Below are 16,555 nucleotides of genomic sequence, written 5' to 3' on the forward strand. Positions count from 1 at the left end.
TGTCAGGTCTGTCCGCCAATTGATGATCAAGGCAGGAAATGGCATCCACCAACGACCTCAAGAACGGCCTGGTACTCAACCTCGACGGGGAGCTCTGGGCCGTCGTCGAGTTCCAGCACGTCAAGCCCGGTAAGGGTGGGGCGTTCGTCCGCACGACGCTGAAGAACGTGCTGTCCGGCAAGGTCGTCGACAAGACCTTCAACGCGGGCACCAAGGTCGAGACCGCGACCGTGGACAAGCGCACCATGCAGTACCTCTACGCCGACGGCGAGGACTACGTCTTCATGGATCTGGAGACGTTCGACCAGATCACCGTCCCCGGCGGCACCGTCGGCGAGGCCGCCAACTACCTCCTCCCGGAGGCCGAGGCGACCGTCGCCACGCACGAGGGTGTCCCGCTCTACATCGAGCTGCCCACCTCCGTCGTGCTGGAGGTCACCTACACCGAGCCGGGTCTGCAGGGCGACCGTTCGACCGGCGGCAACAAGCCGGCGACCGTCGAGACCGGCGCGACCGTGCAGGTGCCGCTCTTCATCACCACCGGCGAGAAGATCAAGGTCGACACCCGCGACGGCCGTTACCTCGGCCGCTCCTGATGGCCGAGGGTCCCAAGCAGCAGATGCCGTCGCGCCGCAAGGCGCGCAAGCGGGCGCTGGACGTGCTCTACGAGGCCGACCTGCGTAAGCGGCCCCCGGTCGAGGTGCTCGCCGGCTACGTCGAGCGGATCGAGAAGCCCCGCCCGGAGCACCTCGGCTACGCGGTCAGCCTGGTCGAGGGGGTCGCCGCCCACCTCGACCGGATCGACGAGCTGATCGCCAGCTACGCCGAGGGTTGGACCCTGGACCGGATGCCGGTGGTCGACCGCAACCTCGCCCGGATCGCCGTGTACGAGCTGCTCCACGTCGACGAGATCGACGACGCGGTGGCGATCAGCGAGGCGGTGGAGCTGGCCCGGCAGATGTCCACCGACGACTCGCCGCGCTTCCTCAACGGCATCCTCGGCCGGATCGCCGAGTACGCCACCCGCTGACCGGCGCTGCCGCATCCCGTACGAACGAAAGGGCCCGTGCCTGGCGGCACGGGCCCTTTCGGTGCGACAGCGTGGATCAGGACGCGAAGAACGCCCGCGGGTCGGCGACGAGCACGCCGTGCTCGGTGAGCCGCTCGATCAGGCCGGACGGCGAGGCGTCGTAGACGATCGCCAGGGCGCGCAGGTCGTCGGCGCGGATGGAGAGCACCCGGCCGTTGTAGTCGCCGCGCTGCTGCTGGATGGCCCGGGCGTAGCGGGCGACGTACGCGAGGTCCTCGGAGGCCTCGTCGTAGAGCCGCTCCAGGTCCAGGACGATCTTGCTGGTGGGCTCGTGCCGCACCCCGCTGCCGTCGGGCAGCAGCTCCGAGACGGGTACGCGGTAGAAGTCGGCCAGCTCCGCCAGGCGGGACACGGTGACGGCCCGGTCGCCGCGCTCGTACGAGCCGACCACCACGGCCTTCCACCGCCCGTTCGACTTCTCCTCCACCCCTTGCAGGGACAGACCCTGCTGCTGGCGGATGGAGCGCAGGCGGGCGCCCAGCGACTTGGCGTATTCAGAGGGCATTCGGACACTCCCAGTGCTGTGCTTTGGGGTTCTCCCAGCGATCGCTACGGAGCGTGACGGTACGGGGATTGCGACACCGGGTCAAGTGGTCGTGACCTTACCGTTGGGGAGCGCGGGGGGACTTATCCCCTTTTCACCGACCTGATCAGGGGATCAGTGGGTGCCGACGATCGACCTGGTGACCGCTGGTAACGTGGCGTGAAGCTCCGACCCGGGCCGCCCGCGGCCCGGCCGGAGACCCCAGACGTCCTTTAACGACCCGTCCCGTGAGGCGGGGAAGGAGGTCCGCCGTGGCCTGCCCACCGGCTGCCCAGTCATCGCCCCCGCGACAACCCTCGGTGAAGGTGATCCTCGCCAGCGCCGACGTGCAGCGCGTCGTCGACCGGATCGCCCACCAGATCCTGGAGAAGACCCAGGGCGCCGCGGACGCCGTCCTGCTCGGCATACCCACTCGCGGAGCTCCGCTCGCGAGGCGCCTCGCCGCCCGGATCAGCACCTTCGAGGACGTCGACGTCCCGGTCGGTGTGCTGGACATCACCCTCTACCGCGACGACCTGCGTCGGCACGCCACCCGCGCGGTCGGACCGACCCAGCTCCCGCCGGGCGGCATCGACGGCAAGCGGGTCATCCTCGTCGACGACGTGCTCTTCTCCGGCCGCACCGTGCGGGCCGCGCTCGACGCGCTCAACGACGTCGGCCGCCCGGCCACCGTGCAGCTCGCCGTCCTGGTCGACCGCGGCCACCGCGAGCTGCCGATCCGCGCCGACTACGTCGGCAAGAACATCCCGACCTCCCTCGCCGAGAGCGTCAAGGTCACCCTCGCCGAGACCGACGGCGCCGACGAGGTCAAGTTGTACGGGGGTACTCCTTCATGATCCGGCACCTGCTCTCCGGGGCCGACCTGGACGCGGCCACCGCCACCCAGATCCTGGACACCGCCGCCGAGATGGCCACCGTCGCCGGCCGGGAGGTCAAGAAGCTTCCCGCGCTGCGCGGCCGGACCGTGGTGAACCTCTTCTACGAGGACTCCACCCGGACCCGGATCTCCTTCGAGGCGGCCGCCAAGCGGCTCAGCGCCGATGTGATCAACTTTTCCGCCAAGGGCTCCAGCGTGACCAAGGGGGAGAGCCTGAAGGACACCGCGCTCACCCTCCAGGCGATGGGGGCCGACGCGGTGGTCGTGCGGCACCCCGCCTCCGGCGCCCCGCACCGGCTGGCCAACTGGGTGGACGGGTCGGTGGTCAACGCCGGCGACGGCACCCACGAGCACCCCACCCAGGCGCTGCTCGACGCGTACACGATGCGCTCCCGGCTGGGCCGGCTCGCCGGCCTGCACGTCGCGGTGGTCGGGGACGTGCTGCACTCCCGGGTGGCCCGCTCCAACGTGCTGCTGCTCTCCACCCTCGGCGCCAAGGTCACCCTGGTCGGCCCGCCCACCCTCATCCCGGTGGACATCTCCGCCGCGCTCGCCCCCGGCACCGATGTCTCCTACGACCTCGACGCCGTTCTCCCTGATGTGGACGTGGTGATGATGCTGCGGGTGCAGCGCGAGCGGATGGGCGACTCCTACTTCCCCTCCGCCCGCGAGTACGCCCGCCGCTACGGCCTCGACGGCCCGCGCATGCGGCGACTGCCGGAGCACGCGATCGTCATGCACCCCGGCCCGATGAACCGGGGCATGGAGATCACTCCCGAGGTCGCCGACTCACCCCGCTCCACCATCGTCGAACAGGTCGCCAACGGGGTCTCCGTGCGGATGGCCGTGCTCTACCTGCTGCTCGGAGGGAACAACCGGTGACCGCGTACCTGATCAAGAACGTGAGCGTCGTCGGCGCCGCGCCGACCGACCTGCTGATCCGCGACGGCGTCGTCGCCGAGACCGGCGCGGGCCTGACCGCGCCGGACGCCACCGTCCTCGACGGGACCGGGCTGGTCGCCCTGCCCGGCCTGGTCGACCTGCACACCCACCTGCGTGAGCCGGGCCGGGAGGACGCCGAGACCGTCGAGTCCGGCTCCCGCGCGGCGGCGCTGGGCGGCTACACCGCCGTCTGCGCCATGGCCAACACCTCTCCGGTCGCCGACACCGCCGGCGTGGTCGAGCAGGTGTGGCGGCTCGGCCGGGAGGCCGGGCTGGTCGACGTGCAGCCGATCGGCGCGGTCACCGTCGGGCTGGCCGGCGAACGGCTGGCCGAGCTGGGCGCGATGGCCGACTCCGCCGCCCGGGTGCGGATCTTCTCCGACGACGGGCACTGCGTCGCCGACCCGAAGCTGATGCGCCGGGCGCTGGAGTACGTCAAGGCGTTCGACGGGGTCATCGCCCAGCACGCCGAGGAGCCGCGGCTCACCGAGGGCGCGCAGATGCACGAGGGCGAGGTCTCCACCCGGCTCGGGCTCACCGGCTGGCCGGCGGTCGCCGAGGAGGCGATCATCGCCCGCGACGTGCTGCTGGCCGAGCACGTCGGCAGCCGGTTGCACGTCTGCCACGTCTCCACCGCCGGCAGCGTCGAGGTGCTCCGGCACGCCAAGGCGCGCGGGGTGCGGGTCACCGCCGAGGTGACCCCGCACCACCTGCTGCTCACCGACGCCCGGGCCGAGACCTACGACCCGGTCTACAAGGTCAACCCGCCGCTGCGCACCGAGGCCGACATCGCCGCGCTGCGCGCCGCGCTGGCCGAGGGCGTCATCGACATCATCGCCACCGACCACGCCCCGCACGCCGTGGAGGACAAGGAGTGCGAGTGGGCGTACGCCCGGCCGGGCATGCTCGGCCTGGAGACGGCGCTCTCCATCGCGCTGGAGGTGCTCGGCCCCGAGTGGGACCTGATCGCCGAGCGGATGTCGCGCGCCCCGGCCCGCATCGCCGGTCTCGACGGGCACGGCCTCGACCCGGCGCCCGGCGTGCCGGCCAACCTCACCCTGGTCGACCCGGCCGCCCGCCGGGTCATCGAGCCCGCGGAGCTGGCCAGCCGCAGTCGCAACACCCCGTACGCCCGCATGACGCTGCCGGGTCGCATCGTGGCGACCTTCCTGCGCGGCGAGCCGACGGTCCTGGACGGAAAGGCAGTCAAGTGATCCGAGCGAGGAGTGCAGCGAAGCGGAGCCCCGCAGTCCGGATCGGAGGTGCAGCATGACCCGCAGACGTTCCGCGATCCTCGTCCTGGAGGACGGCCGGACCTTCCACGGCGAGGCGTACGGCAGCGTCGGGGAGACCTTCGGTGAGGCGGTCTTCAACACCGGCATGACCGGCTACCAGGAGACCCTCACCGACCCGTCGTACCACCGGCAGGTGGTGGTGCAGACCGCGCCGCACATCGGCAACACCGGCGTCAACGGCGAGGACGACGAGTCCGGCCGGATCTGGGTCGCCGGTTACGTGGTGCGCGACCCGGCCCGGATCGGCTCCAACTGGCGCGCCACCGGCGGGTTGGAGGACCGGCTCGCCGCCGAGGGCGTGGTCGGGATCAGCGGTGTCGACACCCGGGCGCTCACCCGCCACCTGCGTGAGCGCGGCGCGATGCGGGTCGGCGTCTCCAGCGTCGAGGACGACCCGCGCGCCCTGCTGGCCCGGGTCCGCCAGTCACCGCAGATGGTCGGCGCGGACCTCTCCGCGCAGGTCACCACCGAGAAGCCGTACGTGGTCGAGGCGGTCGGCGCGCACCGGTTCACCGTGGCCGCCCTCGACCTGGGCATCAAGCGCAACGTGCCGCGCCGGCTCGCCGCGCGGGGGGTCACCACCCACGTGCTGCCCGCCTCGTCCGGCATCGACGACCTGCTCGCCACCGGCGCGGACGCGGTCTTCTTCTCGCCCGGCCCGGGCGACCCGGCCACCGCGGACGGTCCGGTCGCGCTCGCCCGGGAGGTGCTCCGCCGTCAGGTGCCGCTCTTCGGCATCTGCTTCGGCAGCCAGATCCTCGGCCGGGCGCTCGGCTTCGGCACCTACAAGCTCGGCTACGGCCACCGGGGCATCAACCAGCCGGTGCTCGACCGGTCCACCGGCAAGGTCGAGGTGACCAGCCACAACCACGGCTTCGCCGTCCAGGTGCCGGGCGCCGGGCCGGGCGTGGTCGTCCCCGACCAGGTGATCGAGACCGACTTCGGCGGCGTCCAGGTGTCGCACGTCTGCCTCAATGACAACGTGGTCGAGGGGCTGCGGGCCCGGGACGTGCCCGCCTTCACCGTCCAGTACCACCCGGAGGCAGCGGCCGGTCCGCACGACGCGGACTACCTCTTCGACCGCTTCGCCGAGCTCATCGAAGGCGGTAGGAATGCCTAAGCGCAACGACCTCAAGCACATCCTGGTGATCGGCTCCGGGCCGATCGTGATCGGGCAGGCCTGCGAGTTCGACTACTCCGGCACCCAGGCCTGCCGGGTGCTGCGCAGTGAGGGGATCCGGGTCAGCCTGGTCAACTCCAACCCGGCGACGATCATGACGGACCCGGAGTTCGCCGACGCCACCTACGTCGAGCCGATCACCCCGGAGTTCGTCGAGCTGGTCATCGCCAAGGAACGCCCGGACGCGATCCTGCCCACCCTCGGCGGGCAGACCGCGCTGAACACCGCGGTCGCCCTGCACGAGGCCGGCGTCCTCGACAAGTACGGCGTGGAGCTGATCGGCGCCAACATCGACGCGATCAACCGCGGCGAGGACCGGCAGCTGTTCAAGGACATCGTGGCCAAGGCCGGCGCCCGGCTCGGTGTCGAGGACCCGGCCGCCCTGGTGCCCCGCTCCCGGGTCTGCCACTCGATGGACGAGGTCGAGGCCACCGTCGCCGAGCTGGGCCTGCCGGTGGTGATCCGACCGTCGTTCACCATGGGCGGCCTCGGCTCCGGCATGGCGCACACGCCGGAGGACCTGGCCCGGATCGCCGGCGACGGCCTGACCGCCAGCCCGGTGCACGAGGTGCTCATCGAGGAGAGCGTGCTCGGTTGGAAGGAGTACGAGCTCGAGCTGATGCGCGACCGCCACGACAACGTGGTGGTGGTCTGCTCCATCGAGAACGTCGACCCGATGGGCGTGCACACCGGCGACAGCGTCACCGTCGCCCCGGCCATGACGCTCACCGACCGGGAGTACCAGCGCCTGCGCGACCTGGGCATCGCGGTGCTCCGCGAGGTCGGGGTGGACACCGGCGGCTGCAACATCCAGTTCGCGGTCAACCCGGCCGACGGCCGGATCGTCGTGATCGAGATGAACCCCCGGGTGTCCCGCTCCTCGGCGCTGGCCTCGAAGGCCACCGGCTTCCCGATCGCCAAGATCGCCGCCAAGCTGGCCATCGGCTACACCCTGGACGAGATCCCCAACGACATCACCCTGAAGACCCCGGCGGCGTTCGAGCCGACCCTGGACTACGTGGTGGTGAAGATCCCCCGGTTCGCCTTCGAGAAGTTCCCCGGCGCCGACCCGGAGCTGACCACCACGATGAAGTCCGTCGGCGAGGCGATGAGCCTGGGCCGCAACTTCACCGAGGCGCTCAACAAGGCGATGCGCTCGATGGAAACCACCTCATCGGGTTTCTGGACCACCCCGGACCCGGCGGGGGCGACGAAGGAGAACACCCTCGCCGCGCTGCGGATGCCGCACGACGGCCGGCTCTACACCGTCGAGCGGGCGCTGCGCCTCGGCGCGTCCATCGCCGAGGTGGCGACGGCCTCCGGCGGGATCGACCCCTGGTTCCTGGACCAGATCGCCGGCCTGGTCGAGCTGCGCGCGGAGATCGTGGACGCCCCGGTGCTCGACGGGGAGCTGCTGCGCCGGGCCAAGCGGGCCGGCCTGTCCGACCGGCAGCTGGCCGCGCTGCGCCCGGAGCTGGCCGCCGAGGACGGCGTCCGTACCCTGCGGCACCGCCTCGACGTGCGGCCGGTCTACAAGACCGTGGACACCTGCGCGGCCGAGTTCGAGGCCACCACGCCGTACCACTACTCGACGTACGACCAGGAGACCGAGGTCGTCGCCTCGGACCGGCCCAAGGTGCTCATCCTCGGCTCGGGCCCGAACCGGATCGGCCAGGGCATCGAGTTCGACTACTCCTGCGTGCACGCGGTGATGGCCCTCCGTGCGGTGGGCTACGAGACCGTGATGGTCAACTGCAACCCGGAGACGGTCTCCACCGACTACGACACCGCCGACCGGCTCTACTTCGAGCCGCTGACCTTCGAGGACGTGCTGGAGGTCTGGCACGCCGAGGACTCGTCGGGCAGGGCGGCCGGCGGGCCGGGCGTGGTCGGCGTGATCGTGCAGCTCGGTGGGCAGACCCCGCTGGGGCTGGCCCAGCGGCTCAAGAACGCCGGTGTGCCGGTGGTCGGCACCTCGCCGGAGTCGATCCACCTCGCCGAGGAGCGGGGCGCGTTCGGCGCGGTGCTCGCCCGGGCCGGGCTGCGCGCCCCGGCGCACGGCATGGCCACCTCGTACGACGAGGCGAAGGAGATCGCCGACGAGATCGGCTACCCGGTGCTGGTCCGGCCGTCGTACGTGCTCGGTGGGCGGGGCATGGAGATCGTCTACGACGACGCCACGCTGCGCGACTACATCGGCCGGGCCACCGACATCTCCCCGAACCACCCGGTGCTGGTGGACCGCTTCCTCGACGACGCCATCGAGATCGACGTGGACGCGCTCTGCGACGCCGACGGCGAGGTCTACCTCGGTGGCGTGATGGAGCACATCGAGGAGGCCGGCATCCACTCCGGCGACTCGTCCTGCGCGCTGCCGCCGATCACCCTGGCCGGCTCGCACCTGGCCCAGGTGCGTCGCTACACCGAGGCGATCGCCCGGGGCGTCGGCGTGCGCGGGCTGCTCAACGTCCAGTACGCCCTCAAGGACGACATGCTGTACGTGCTGGAGGCGAACCCGCGGGCGTCCCGGACGGTCCCGTTCGTCTCCAAGGCCACCGCGGTGCCGCTGGCGAAGGCGGCGGCCCGGATCGCGCTCGGCGCCACCATCGCCGAGCTGCGCGCCGAGGGGCTGCTCCCGCCCACCGGGGACGGCGGCGTGATGCCGGCGGACGCCCCGATCGCGGTGAAGGAGGCGGTGCTGCCGTTCAAGCGGTTCCGCACCCCGTCGGGCAAGGGGATCGACTCGCTGCTCGGCCCGGAGATGAAGTCCACCGGCGAGGTGATGGGCATCGACACCAACTTCGGGCACGCCTTCGCCAAGTCCCAGTCCGCCGCGTACGGCTCGCTGCCCACCAGTGGCAAGATCTTCGTCTCGGTGGCGAACCGGGACAAGCGCGGCATGATCTTCCCGATCAAGCGCCTGGCCGACCTGGGCTTCGAGATCGTCGCCACCACGGGCACGGCCGAGGTGCTGCGCCGGCACGGCATCGCCTGCGAGCAGATCCGCAAGCACTACGAGGCCGGCGAGGGCGAGGACGCGGTGTCGATGATCCTCGGCGGGGACGTCGCCCTGGTGGTCAACACCCCGCAGGGCTCGGGTGCCAGCGCCCGCTCCGACGGCTACGAGATCCGCAGCGCGGCGGTCACGGCGGACATCCCCTGCATCACCACGGTCCCCGGCGCGGCGGCCGCCGTCATGGGCATCGAGGCGAGGATCCGCGGCGACATGCAGGTCCGCCCCCTCCAGGAGCTGCACGCCGCCCTGCGAGCGGCCGAGTGACCGCCCCCGTCACCGCGGTGATCATGAAGTTGGCGGCAGTCGAGGAGATCGACTTCGCCGTCAACTTCATGATCACCGAGCCGGGGGGAGCCGGGGCGTGATCTTCGGAAAGGTGGTGCGGCCGGCGTTGTTCCGCATCGGGGGCGGGGACGCGGAGGCGGCGCACGAGTGGACGTTGCGGCGGCTCGCCGGGGTGTCCCGGCGGCCGGCCGTGCTGCGGGCGCTGCGGGCCCGGTACGCGGTGCGGGCGCCGCGGACGGTCTTCGGGGTCGAGTTCCCGAACCCGGTCGGGCTGGCCGCCGGCATGGACAAGGACGGCGCGGCGCTGCCGGCCTGGCCGGCGCTGGGGTTCGGCTTCGTCGAGGTCGGCACGGTGACCGCGCACGCCCAGCCCGGCAACCCCCGTCCTCGGCTGTTCCGGCTGCGCGACAGCGAGGCCGTGGTCAACCGGATGGGCTTCAACAACGCCGGCGCCGAGGCCCTCGCGGCCCGGCTGGCGGCGCTGCCCCGCCCGATCGGGGTGCCGCTGGGCATCTCGCTCGGCAAGTCCAAGGTGACCCCGCTGGACGAGGCGGTCGAGGACTACCTCGCCTCCTACCGGGCGCTGCGCGGGCACGGCGACTACTTCGCGGTGAACGTCTCCTCGCCGAACACCCCGGGCCTGCGGTCCCTTCAGGACAGGGCCCACCTGGACGCCTTGCTGGCGGCGCTGGTGGGGGAGAAGCCGGTGCTGGTGAAGATCGCCCCGGACCTGACCGAGCCGGCCGTCGCCGAGCTGCTGGAGGTCTGTCTGGCCCGGGGAGCGGCCGGGGTGATCGCCACCAACACCACGCTGGCCCGCGACGGGCTCGCCCCGGCCGACCGGGAGCGCGGCGCGGAGACCGGCGGCCTCTCCGGCCGGCCGCTGGCCGCCCGGGCCCGCGAGGTGGTCGCCTTCGTGCACCGGGAGACCGGCGGCCGGCTGCCGGTGATCGGGGTCGGCGGCATCGTCGACCCCGACGACGCCACCCGCATGTTCGACGCCGGCGCCACCCTGGTCCAGCTCTACACCGGCTTCATCTACCGGGGTCCCGCCCTGGTCCGCGCCGCCGCCGGCGCGTCGGCGGGCGCCACCGCGCCGGTGCCGGCCGGGTGAGGCGTCCCGGCCGGGCCACCCCAGAGGGTACGAAGGAGAGCGTGTGACGCCCGAGGAGATCCTGGCCGCTGACCGGGCGCACGTGTGGCACCCGTACGCGGCGTCGCCGCCGGCGGCGACGCCGTACGTGGTCCAGAGCGCCCGGGGGGTGCGGCTGCGGCTGGCCGACGGCCGGGAGCTGGTTGACGGGATGTCGTCCTGGTGGGCGGCGATCCACGGCTACCGGCACCCGGTCCTCGACGCGGCGGTCACCGACCAGCTCGGCCGGATGAGCCACGTGATGTTCGGCGGGCTCACCCACGAGCCGGCCGTCCGGCTGGCGCGGACCCTGGTCGAGCTGGCGCCGGAGGGGCTGGAGCACGTCTTCCTGGCCGACTCGGGCTCGGTGGCCGTCGAGGTCGCGATCAAGATGTGCCTGCAGTACCAGCGGGCCACCGGCCGGCCCGGCCGCCGCCGGCTGGGCACCTGGCGGGGCGGCTACCACGGCGACACGTTCCACCCGATGAGCGTCTGCGACCCGGTGGGCGGCATGCACCACCTCTGGGGTGACGTGCTGCCCCGGCAGGTCTTCGCCCCGCCGCCGCCCGGCGGCTTCGACGACCCGCCGGACCCGGCGTACGTCGCCGCGCTGACCGACGAGGTGGCCCGGCACGCCGACGAGCTGGCGGCGGTGATCGTGGAGCCGGTGGTGCAGGGCGCCGGCGGGATGCGCTTCCACCACCCGGGGTACCTGCGCGCGCTGCGCGAGGTGACCCGGGAGCACGGGGTGCTGCTGATCTTCGACGAGATCGCCACCGGGTTCGGCCGGACCGGGACGATGTTCGCCGCCGAGCACGCCGGGGTGAGCCCGGACGTGCTCTGCGTCGGCAAGGCGCTCACCGGCGGCTACCTGACCCTGGCCGCCGCGCTCTGCACCGCGGAGATCGCCCGGGGCATCTCCGCCGACGGGGTGCTGGCGCACGGGCCGACCTTCATGGGCAACCCGCTGGCCTGCGCGGTCGCCAACGCCTCCCTGGGGCTGCTGCGCGCCGGCGACTGGGCCGCCGAGGTGTCGAGGGTGGGTGCCGGGCTGCGGGCCGGCCTGGAGCCGCTGCGCGGTGCTCCCGGGGTCGCCGACGTGCGGGTGCTGGGCGCGATCGGGGTGGTGCAGCTCGATCACGAGGTGGACCTGGGCGCGGCGACCGCGGCGGCGGTGGCGCAGGGGGTCTGGCTGCGCCCGTTCCGCGACCTGGTCTACACCATGCCGCCGTACGTGACCGACGACGTGGACCTGGCGCGGATCACGGCCGGGATCGCCGCGGCGGTCAAGGCCGGCTGAGGACGGCCGGGGGTACGGCCGGCTCGGGGCCGGCCGGGGTGCGGCCGACGACGGGTACGGCCGCTGTCGGGCGCCCCCGCGCGGGCGTGTCCGAGCGGTGGCGGGTTCCCCGGGCGACGGAGAGGACGGGCCGGCGGTCGCCGGTGTCGAGCGAGGAGAGAGGTACGCCGATGGAGAGCTTCGGGACCCGGCTGCACCGGGCCATGGCGGAGCGTGGGCCGCTCTGTGTGGGCATCGACCCGCACCCGGGGCTGCTGGCCCGCTGGGGGCTGCCGGACGACGTCGACGGGCTGGAGCGGTTCGCCCGGATTGTCGTGGAAGCCGTCGGTGACCGGGTTGCGGTCGTCAAGCCCCAGTCGGCCTTTTTCGAGCGCTTCGGTGCCCGAGGTGTCGGGATTCTTGAGTCAACTATCCGACAGTTACGAGAATGTGGCTCGCTCGTTCTGCTCGACGTCAAGCGCGGCGACATCGGTTCGACGGTCGCCGCGTACGCCGCGGCGTACCTCGATCCATCCAGCCCGCTGTATGTCGACGCGGTGACGGCGAGCCCCTACCTCGGGGTCGGATCGCTGGCGCCGATGTTCGAGCTGGCGCGGACCCACGGCGGCGGAGTCTTCGTGCTGGCGCTCACCTCCAACCCCGAGGGGGCGCAGGTCCAGCGCGCCGTCGCGGCCGACGGGCGGACCGTCGCGCAGACCGTGATCGACGAGATTTCCCAGCTCAACGCGGGTGCCGAACCCCTCGGCAGTTTCGGGCTGGTGGTCGGGGCGACCATCGGTGAGACCGGTCACGACCTCTCCGGCGTGAACGGTCCGCTGCTCGCCCCGGGGCTCGGCGCGCAGGGCGCGACGGCGGCGGACCTGCGTACCGTCTTCGGCTCCAGCCTGCCCGCGGTCCTCCCGTCGTACTCCCGGGAGGTGCTCAACGCCGGTCCCGATCCGGCCGCCCTGCGGGCCGCCGCGGACCGCGCGCAGGCCGAGTGTCGGGCTGTTCTGGCGGTTTCGTGACTGACTGAGGGGTCGGTCATTTTTTGTTGATCTTCGCGCGCCCACGTTGCCGAAAGTGCCCGCGACCGCTAGTTTTCCCCGCGCTGGGAACCACGGACCCCTTTGGTTGCCAGCGACACCACGTTTCACAGAGCGGTGGTGCGCCCCGCCCGCCGCGATAGGGACCTGAGGAGAACTGGTGCCGCTCCCGTCACTGACCCCCGAGCAGCGCGCTGCCGCGCTGGAGAAGGCCGCGGAGATCCGCAAGGCCCGTGCTGAGCTGAAGGAGCAGCTCAAGCAGGGCAAGACCACCCTCGCCGCCGTCCTCGAGCGGGCCGAGGCCGACGACGTCGTCGGCAAGCTCAAGGTTTCGGCCGTGCTGCAGGCGATGCCGGGCATCGGCAAGATCCGGGCCACCCAGATCATGGAGAAGCTCAAGATCGCCGACAGCCGTCGTCTGCGTGGCCTGGGCGAGCAGCAGCGCAAGGCTCTGCTTGGAGAGTTCGCCGCCAACTGAACGCCGCAACGTGTAGAAACAAGCGGTGAGCACGGATGACGAGGCGCGCCCGGCGGCTCGGCTCACCGTCCTGACCGCACCTTCGGGTGCCGGCCTGGGCGGTGTCGTCGAGCTCGTCCGGGCGCGTTCTCCGTCCGTGTGGGTGCCGGTGCCGGCCACCACCCGGCCGCGCCGCCCCGGCGAGCGGCACGGTGTCGACCGGCTCTTCTGCGCCCCGGCCGAGTTCGACCGGATGATTGCCGCCGAGGAGCTGCTGGAGTGGTCGCGGATCGGCGCGTACCGGCGGGGCACGCCGCGCGCGCCGCTGCGGGCCCGGCTGGCTCAGGGCCGGCCGGTGCTGCTCCCGCTGGACCTGCCCGGAGCGCTCGCGGTCCGGGTCGGCTGGCCCGACGTACCACTGGTGCTGCTCGTCCCGTCGCGGCACCGCCCGGACCCGGCCGTCGTCGCGGCGGTCGGACACACCGTGGCACATGACCTCACCGAGCGCGCCGCCGACGAACTGGTAGGCTTGCTCGGTTCTTCCTATCTGGCTCCCGCCCAGCCGCGACTGCGCGGTTGAGCGACCAGCCGCGCTCGCGCGGACACTCTAGACGCAGAGGGTTATTTCGTGGGATCCATCGCCAACCCCGAGGGCATCACCAACCCGCCGATCGACGAACTGCTCGAGAAGACCACCTCGAAGTACGCCCTGGTGATCTTCGCCGCCAAGCGGGCGCGCCAGGTGAACGCCTACTACAGCCAGCTCGGCGAGGGCCTGCTCGAGTACGTCGGCCCGCTCGTGGAGACCACTCCGCAGGAGAAGCCGCTCTCGATCGCCATGCGCGAGATCAACGGGGGCCTGCTCACCGCAGAGCCGACCGACCAGCCGTAACAGTCGTCCGCCCCGATGTCCGCCGAGATCGTTCTCGGGGTCGGTGGCGGCATCGCCGCCTACAAGGCGTGTGAGCTGCTGCGGCTCTTCACCGAGTCGGGCCACCGGGTCCGGGTCGTGCCGACCGCGTCGGCGCTCCGCTTCGTCGGGGCGCCGACCTGGGCGGCCCTCTCCGGCCACCCGGTCGCCGAGGACGTCTGGTCCGACGTGCACGAGGTGCCCCACGTCCGGCTCGGCCAGCGGGCCGACCTGGTGGTCGTCGCCCCCGCCACGGCGGACCTGCTCGCCAAGGCCGCCCACGGGCTCGCCGACGACCTGCTCACCAACACCCTGCTCACCGCCCGGTGCCCGGTGGTGCTCGCCCCGGCGATGCACACCGAGATGTGGGAGAACCCGGCCACCGTCGCCAACGTCGCCACGCTCCGCTCCCGGGGCGTCCGGGTGATCGAGCCGGCCGTCGGCCGGCTCACCGGCGCCGACACCGGCAAGGGGCGGCTGCCCGACCCGGCGGAGATCTTCGCCGTCGCCCGGCGCGCCCTCGCCCGCGGCGTCGACGCCCCCGCCGACCTGGCCGGCCGGCACGTGGTGGTCACCGCCGGCGGCACCCGCGAGCCGCTGGACCCGGTCCGCTTCCTCGGCAACCGCTCCTCCGGCAAGCAGGGGTACGCCTTCGCCCGCGCGGCCGTCGCCCGGGGCGCCCGGGTCACCCTGATCGCGGCGAACGTGTCGCTGGCCGACCCGGCCGGGGTGGACCAGGTCCGGGTCGGCACCACCGAAGAGCTGCGCGAGGCGACCGTCGAGGCGGCCGCCGACGCCGACGCGGTGGTGATGGCGGCGGCTCCGGCCGATTTCCGGCCGGCGACCTACGCGCCTGGCAAAATCAAGAAGTCGGACGACGGCAGCGCGCCCACCATCGCGCTCGTCACCAACCCGGACATCGCCGCCGAGCTGGGGCGACGCCGTCGTCCGGAGCAGGTGCTGGTGGTGTTCGCCGCCGAGACCGGCGACGCCGAGGCCAACGGTCGGGCCAAACTCGCCCGCAAGCGGGCGGACCTCGTCGTGATCAACGAGGTCGGCGTCGACAAGGTCTTCGGCGCCGAGACCAACGCGGCGACCGTCATCGGAGCGGACGGCGCGGTGCACCCCATGCCCGAGCAGTCCAAAGAGGATCTGGCCGACGGCGTCTGGGACCTGGTCGTGGCGCGGTGGGCCGCTCGATCCTGAGCAGTGAGCAGAGACTCGCCCGATCGAGTGGTCCGTGCCGTGGTGACTAGACTGCCGCGGAACAACTTTTCAAAGAGCTTAGGAGTGCCGTGACACGCCGCCTCTTCACTTCCGAATCGGTCACGGAAGGCCACCCCGACAAGATCGCCGACCAGATCAGCGACGGCATCCTCGACGCCCTGCTCAGCCAGGACCCGCACAGCCGGGTGGCGGTGGAAACCATGATCACCACGGGCCAGGTGCACATCGCCGGGGAGGTGACCACCAAGGCGTACGCCGACATCCCGACCATCGTCCGGGAGACCATCCTGGGGATCGGGTACGACTCGTCGAAGAAGGGGTTCGACGGCGCCTCGTGCGGCGTCAGCGTCTCCATCGGCCAGCAGTCCTCCGACATCGCCCAGGGTGTCGACAACGCCTTCGAGCTGCGTACCGGGGCGTCGGAGAGCGCGCTGGACGCCCAGGGCGCCGGCGACCAGGGCATGATGTTCGGCTTCGCCTGCTCGGAGACCCCGGAGCTGATGCCGCTGCCGATCGCCCTGGCGCACCGGCTGGCCCGCCGGCTCGCCGCGGTCCGCAAGGACGGCACGATCCCCTACCTGCGCCCGGACGGCAAGACCCAGGTCACCATCGAGTACGAGGGCCTGCGCCCGGTCCGGCTCAACACGGTGGTCGTCTCCAGCCAGCACGCCGCGGACATCTCGCTGGAGTCGCTGCTCACCCCGGACGTGCGCGAGCACGTCATCGCCCCGGAGCTGGAGAGCCTCGGCCTGGACACCGACGGCTACCGGCTGCTGGTCAACCCGACCGGCCGGTTCGAGATCGGTGGCCCGATGGGTGACGCCGGCCTGACCGGCCGCAAGATCATCGTCGACACCTACGGCGGGTACGCCCGGCACGGCGGCGGCGCCTTCTCCGGCAAGGACCCGTCCAAGGTGGACCGCTCGGCCGCGTACGCGATGCGCTGGGTGGCCAAGAACGTCGTCGCCGCCGGCCTGGCCGAGCGGTGCGAGGCGCAGGTCGCGTACGCGATCGGCAAGGCCCACCCGGTCAGCCTCTTCATCGAGACCTTCGGCACCGAGACCGTGCCGGTCGCCTCGATCGAGAAGGCCGTCACCGAGGTCTTCGACCTGCGCCCGGCCGCCATCATCCGGGACCTCAACCTGCTCCGCCCGATCTACCAGCAGACCGCCGCGTACGGCCACTTCGGCCGCGAGCTGCCGGACCTGACCTGGGAGAGCACCGACCGGGCCGCCGACCTCAAGTCGGCCGCGGGAGCCTGACCGGCACCAGGCG

Annotated in this window: 16 protein-coding genes; 15 read left to right on the plus strand and 1 reads right to left on the minus strand. The window is 72.3% G+C overall.

From position 1 onward, the window contains the following. The first annotated feature begins 38 nt into the window (after positions 1-38). Together efp and nusB are read left to right on the plus strand one after the other, a co-directional pair. Positions 39-596 (plus strand): elongation factor P, encoded by a 558-nt coding sequence (gene efp / locus V6U79_RS25340; protein ID WP_074318567.1) that lies wholly within the window; start codon positions 39-41, stop codon positions 594-596. A gap of 23 nt (positions 597-619) precedes the next feature. Beyond that, positions 620-1,030, plus strand: coding sequence for a transcription antitermination factor NusB (nusB, locus tag V6U79_RS25345; RefSeq protein WP_334531893.1), 411 nt, complete (start codon positions 620-622; stop codon positions 1,028-1,030). Positions 1,031-1,106: 76 nt separating this feature from the next. Here the strand turns inward: nusB and bldD are convergent, their stop codons facing one another. Beyond that, entirely contained in the window at positions 1,107-1,595 is a 489-nt protein-coding gene (gene bldD, locus V6U79_RS25350) for a transcriptional regulator BldD (protein WP_013285505.1), read from the minus strand. Positions 1,596-1,885: 290 nt separating this feature from the next. Between bldD and pyrR the strand changes: the two genes are divergently transcribed. The 13 genes from pyrR (at position 1,886) to metK (ending at position 16,542) form a co-directional block, all read left to right on the plus strand. Continuing rightward, positions 1,886-2,470, plus strand: coding sequence for a bifunctional pyr operon transcriptional regulator/uracil phosphoribosyltransferase PyrR (pyrR, locus tag V6U79_RS25355; RefSeq protein WP_334616064.1), 585 nt, complete (start codon positions 1,886-1,888; stop codon positions 2,468-2,470). Further along, positions 2,467-3,393 carry an aspartate carbamoyltransferase catalytic subunit gene (locus tag V6U79_RS25360; protein ID WP_334531901.1) on the plus strand — a complete coding sequence of 309 codons (927 nt, stop codon included), beginning with the start codon at positions 2,467-2,469 and terminating at the stop codon, positions 3,391-3,393. Before pyrR ends, V6U79_RS25360 begins: the two co-directional genes overlap by 4 nt. Further along, the gene (locus V6U79_RS25365) at positions 3,390-4,667 is read left to right on the plus strand and encodes a dihydroorotase (RefSeq protein WP_334531903.1); all 1,278 of its coding nucleotides are present in this window, start codon (positions 3,390-3,392) and stop codon (positions 4,665-4,667) included. Before V6U79_RS25360 ends, V6U79_RS25365 begins: the two co-directional genes overlap by 4 nt. A gap of 55 nt (positions 4,668-4,722) precedes the next feature. Then, a complete protein-coding gene (carA, locus tag V6U79_RS25370; protein WP_334531905.1) occupies positions 4,723-5,868 on the plus strand; it encodes a glutamine-hydrolyzing carbamoyl-phosphate synthase small subunit in 1,146 nt (381 codons plus the stop codon). Next, positions 5,861-9,208, plus strand: a complete 3,348-nt coding sequence (gene carB, locus V6U79_RS25375) for a carbamoyl-phosphate synthase large subunit (RefSeq protein ID WP_334531907.1) — start codon at positions 5,861-5,863, stop codon at positions 9,206-9,208. Before carA ends, carB begins: the two co-directional genes overlap by 8 nt. Before the next feature lie 97 nt (positions 9,209-9,305). Further along, entirely contained in the window at positions 9,306-10,343 is a 1,038-nt protein-coding gene (locus tag V6U79_RS25380) for a quinone-dependent dihydroorotate dehydrogenase (RefSeq protein WP_334616065.1), read from the plus strand. Positions 10,344-10,386: 43 nt separating this feature from the next. Next, positions 10,387-11,661, plus strand: coding sequence for an adenosylmethionine--8-amino-7-oxononanoate transaminase (locus V6U79_RS25385; RefSeq protein ID WP_334616066.1), 1,275 nt, complete (start codon positions 10,387-10,389; stop codon positions 11,659-11,661). A gap of 170 nt (positions 11,662-11,831) precedes the next feature. Continuing rightward, the gene (pyrF, locus tag V6U79_RS25390; protein WP_334616067.1) at positions 11,832-12,668 is read left to right on the plus strand and encodes an orotidine-5'-phosphate decarboxylase; all 837 of its coding nucleotides are present in this window, start codon (positions 11,832-11,834) and stop codon (positions 12,666-12,668) included. A 178-nt stretch (positions 12,669-12,846) separates the two neighbouring features. After that, entirely contained in the window at positions 12,847-13,164 is a 318-nt protein-coding gene (gene mihF, locus V6U79_RS25395) for an integration host factor, actinobacterial type (protein ID WP_334531917.1), read from the plus strand. A 25-nt stretch (positions 13,165-13,189) separates the two neighbouring features. After that, on the plus strand, positions 13,190-13,723 hold the full coding sequence (locus V6U79_RS25400; protein ID WP_334616068.1) for a nucleoside/nucleotide kinase family protein: 534 nt from the start codon (positions 13,190-13,192) through the stop codon (positions 13,721-13,723). Positions 13,724-13,771: 48 nt separating this feature from the next. Continuing rightward, complete coding sequence (rpoZ, locus tag V6U79_RS25405; protein ID WP_074318577.1) at positions 13,772-14,035, plus strand: DNA-directed RNA polymerase subunit omega; 264 nt, start codon at positions 13,772-13,774, stop codon at positions 14,033-14,035. A 15-nt stretch (positions 14,036-14,050) separates the two neighbouring features. Further along, positions 14,051-15,259 (plus strand): bifunctional phosphopantothenoylcysteine decarboxylase/phosphopantothenate--cysteine ligase CoaBC, encoded by a 1,209-nt coding sequence (coaBC, locus tag V6U79_RS25410; protein ID WP_334616069.1) that lies wholly within the window; start codon positions 14,051-14,053, stop codon positions 15,257-15,259. An 89-nt stretch (positions 15,260-15,348) separates the two neighbouring features. Next, a complete protein-coding gene (gene metK / locus V6U79_RS25415) occupies positions 15,349-16,542 on the plus strand; it encodes a methionine adenosyltransferase (RefSeq protein WP_334531931.1) in 1,194 nt (397 codons plus the stop codon). The last annotated feature ends 13 nt before the right edge of the window (positions 16,543-16,555 follow it).

The organism is Micromonospora psammae (assembly GCF_036902725.1).
GTDB lineage: Bacteria > Actinomycetota > Actinomycetes > Mycobacteriales > Micromonosporaceae > Micromonospora.

What these genes read in the sequence shown, in the direction of transcription:
- efp (WP_074318567.1), top strand. Translation starts at nt 39, where the DNA reads ATGGCATCCACCAACGACCTCAAGAACGGCCTGGTACTCAACCTCGAC.
- nusB (WP_334531893.1), top strand. Translation starts at nt 620, where the DNA reads ATGCCGTCGCGCCGCAAGGCGCGCAAGCGGGCGCTGGACGTGCTCTAC.
- bldD (WP_013285505.1), bottom strand. Translation starts at nt 1,595, where the DNA reads ATGCCCTCTGAATACGCCAAGTCGCTGGGCGCCCGCCTGCGCTCCATC.
- V6U79_RS25360 (WP_334531901.1), top strand. Translation starts at nt 2,467, where the DNA reads ATGATCCGGCACCTGCTCTCCGGGGCCGACCTGGACGCGGCCACCGCC.
- carA (WP_334531905.1), top strand. Translation starts at nt 4,723, where the DNA reads ATGACCCGCAGACGTTCCGCGATCCTCGTCCTGGAGGACGGCCGGACC.
- carB (WP_334531907.1), top strand. Translation starts at nt 5,861, where the DNA reads ATGCCTAAGCGCAACGACCTCAAGCACATCCTGGTGATCGGCTCCGGG.
- pyrF (WP_334616067.1), top strand. Translation starts at nt 11,832, where the DNA reads ATGGAGAGCTTCGGGACCCGGCTGCACCGGGCCATGGCGGAGCGTGGG.
- coaBC (WP_334616069.1), top strand. Translation starts at nt 14,051, where the DNA reads ATGTCCGCCGAGATCGTTCTCGGGGTCGGTGGCGGCATCGCCGCCTAC.